Here is a 2,473-nt window from a genome sequence, read left to right as displayed (position 1 = left end):
GGACAGGGCCAAGAACCGATTGATGTGATCAGCGATACCGTCAAAGCGGGCTACAACATCACCCTGGATCGGCCCCCGAACGCCGGAACACCCTATGCAGGGGGCGGAGACACGCCCCTCCTCGCGCGGACCTGGAGCAGCCCGCAGGAGGCACAGGAATGGGCAACCCGGGTGCTCGGGGACAAGCACATCCGCACCTGCCAGGGATGCGAGAGCGAGACCACCCCCGGCGTGGGCCTCCTGCCCATCCTCGAAGAAACCAACCAGCAGGTCCGCGAGGACCTGATGCAGCTCGTTTCGGGCGCGACCAATCCGACACGGAGCAATCTGCGCGACGTTTCGGCACCCGGCGTGGGTGTGTCGCGCGGCCTGATCGAGGCGCTGCGCGAACTCCCGGAATCCGACCGCATGGTGGCGGCGGGACGGCTGGCACAGGAAGTCGCGACCGCGCGCACGATGGAGCAGGCCCTGCTGACCCGTCGCATGCTGCTGAGCGGGCGGAAGGCACCGGAGATCGACGCGGCCGGCGTCGCCCGCGAAGACATCCGCGACGGCGTCGAGGAGATCACCTCCGAGATCGACACGCTGATGATGGAGGTCGAGGCGCGCCAGGCCGTGGTGTCGAATACGGCCGGGTCGATCCTGCGTGAAGCGCAGCGCCGCGCCCGCGCTTCCAGCGGCACCCCGTCCCCGCAACCGATCGAGACCGCCCCAATCCGTGGTGGCGTGGTGCCACAGCCATGATTTTGCGAATCCCGCGCCACCTCCTGATCGGGGTTGCTGCCGCCTTTGCGATCGTCATCGTGGCGGGGCTCGCGTGGAACATGATCGAAGGGGCGGAGGCGGTGCGGGCCCGCCTCGATCGCACTGAGTGGCTGCTGGCCGGTTGGCGCTGGCTGCTGATCGCGGCGGTCGTGCTGGGGTGGCGGTATTGGGTGACCTGGCTCGGCGGGCACCTGCCGCCGGAGTCGCAACAACGTCTGGTGGACGCGCGCTGGAGAGTCGCGGGCTGGCTCGTGATCCTGGAAATCCTGCTGGGACAGAACCTGCTGGGCCGCGCCGTGGAGTTAGTGGTATGACCGTTGGGCATCCCCTCGAAGCATTCACCACCATTTTCGGGTGGATGCAGTTTCAGAACCTGTGGGACATCCTCGTATTTTCGGGGATCGCGTTCATCCCCTTTCTGATCATCGTGATCCGAGCCTTCGTGGACAACTACACCGGACAGGAGGCCAAGGCCGGGAGCCGGAAGTCCGTCCACATGATGGAGGTCGAGATCGTAAAGGCGCTCTCGGTCGTCGTGCTGGCTGCACAGCCGATCTGGCCCCTCACGCTCAGTGAGCTGGAGTTTGAGAACACCTGCGGCCAAGTGCCGGACATTTCCAGCATCGAAGACACCACGTACTCGACTACGTTCGATCTCTCGAATGCCTCGGTACCGGTCTGGTGGTACGGCACCATGGCGATCTCGAAGGGGATCACTGGCGCAGCGATCGCCGGTATCGGGTGCCCGGAAGAAATGGTGCGCACCCGCCTGACAATCGATGAACAACGGATCTCGGATCCCGAAGTGGCGCAGAACGTCCAACGATTCACGAATGAGTGCTTTATCCCTGCCCGCTCTCGATTCCAGCGCGAGCGTCCGGACGTCGATTCACTGCTGGCCACGCACGGAACCGATGATCCCGAGTTCATCGGTTCCCGGGTCTACCTGCAAACCGATGGATTCTATGACCGCTATAGGGCCGGAAGCCCGGTACACGGCTTCGACTACAACCCGGCCCGAGACGATCCAGATTACAACGAGGGCGCGGAGCCGCCTTACGGCCGCCCGTCTTGCGAGGACTGGTGGAGCGGGAATGGAGGACCCGGGCTGCGGCAGCAGATCCTGGATGAAATGGAAACCAGCACCTTTGAGGGGATCCGGGACCGGGTATCCGGATTCTTCGGGACCTCGGACGAGGAGATCGAAGACCGGATGATCCGACGGATGGTCGATCAAGCTGCGGTCAGCGCCCCAATCGCTACCAGCGAACTGACCAATACCGACTCAGGGGGTGGAGTTTTCGCGACGATCGCAGCGGGGATTGGAATCGGCGCGCAGGAAATGTTTTCCCATGGCCCCATGATGCTCACCATCCGCGAGGCCGCGCCCATCGTGCAGAGCTTCCTGCTCATGGGGATCTACATGCTGCTCCCCATCCTGCTCGTGTTATCGCTGTACTCTTGGGGACCGGTGTTCATCGCAACGGCCTCGATCCTCACGATCACGTTCTGGACCTACCTCTGGGCGATCAGCCGCTGGCTGGAGGACAACATGATGGCGGCGTTGTATCCGTCCACGGGCAGCTATATGGCGTCGAGTTTTGGGTCGCTGCTGTCTGCTGATGGAGGGACAAAAGCCAGCATCCTGAGCATGGCAATCGGGTTCCTGCACATCGGCCTTCCAGTGCTGTTCAGTATGATTGTCGGT

At 63.5% G+C, this 2,473-nt stretch carries 2 protein-coding genes and 1 pseudogene; all 3 read left to right on the top strand.

Translation table 11 applies throughout. From position 1 onward, the window contains the following. Positions 1 to 744: pseudogene (locus tag F618_RS0114525) on the top strand (integrating conjugative element protein); the annotation flags it as partial. Next, positions 741 to 1,079, top strand: a complete 339-nt coding sequence (locus F618_RS0114520) for a hypothetical protein (RefSeq protein ID WP_019569005.1) — start codon at positions 741 to 743, stop codon at positions 1,077 to 1,079. The pseudogene F618_RS0114525 and the gene F618_RS0114520, both read left to right, overlap by 4 nt. Further along, positions 1,076 to 2,473, top strand: a 1,398-nt coding sequence (locus tag F618_RS0114515; protein ID WP_019569004.1) for a conjugal transfer protein TraG N-terminal domain-containing protein, incomplete at its 3' end; no start/stop codon positions are given. The genes F618_RS0114520 and F618_RS0114515, both read left to right, overlap by 4 nt.

Origin of the sequence: Thioalkalivibrio sp. ALMg13-2 (genome assembly GCF_000381185.1) — a bacterium.
In the GTDB taxonomy this organism is placed as follows: Bacteria; Pseudomonadota; Gammaproteobacteria; order Ectothiorhodospirales; family Ectothiorhodospiraceae; genus Thioalkalivibrio; species Thioalkalivibrio versutus.
Note: the sequence above shows the minus strand (reverse complement) of the source record. Positions and strands in the feature narration are given on the sequence as shown.

Coding starts and splice junctions, on each gene's coding strand:
- F618_RS0114520 (WP_019569005.1), top strand. CDS start 741: ATGATTTTGCGAATCCCGCGCCACCTCCTGATCGGGGTTGCTGCCGCC.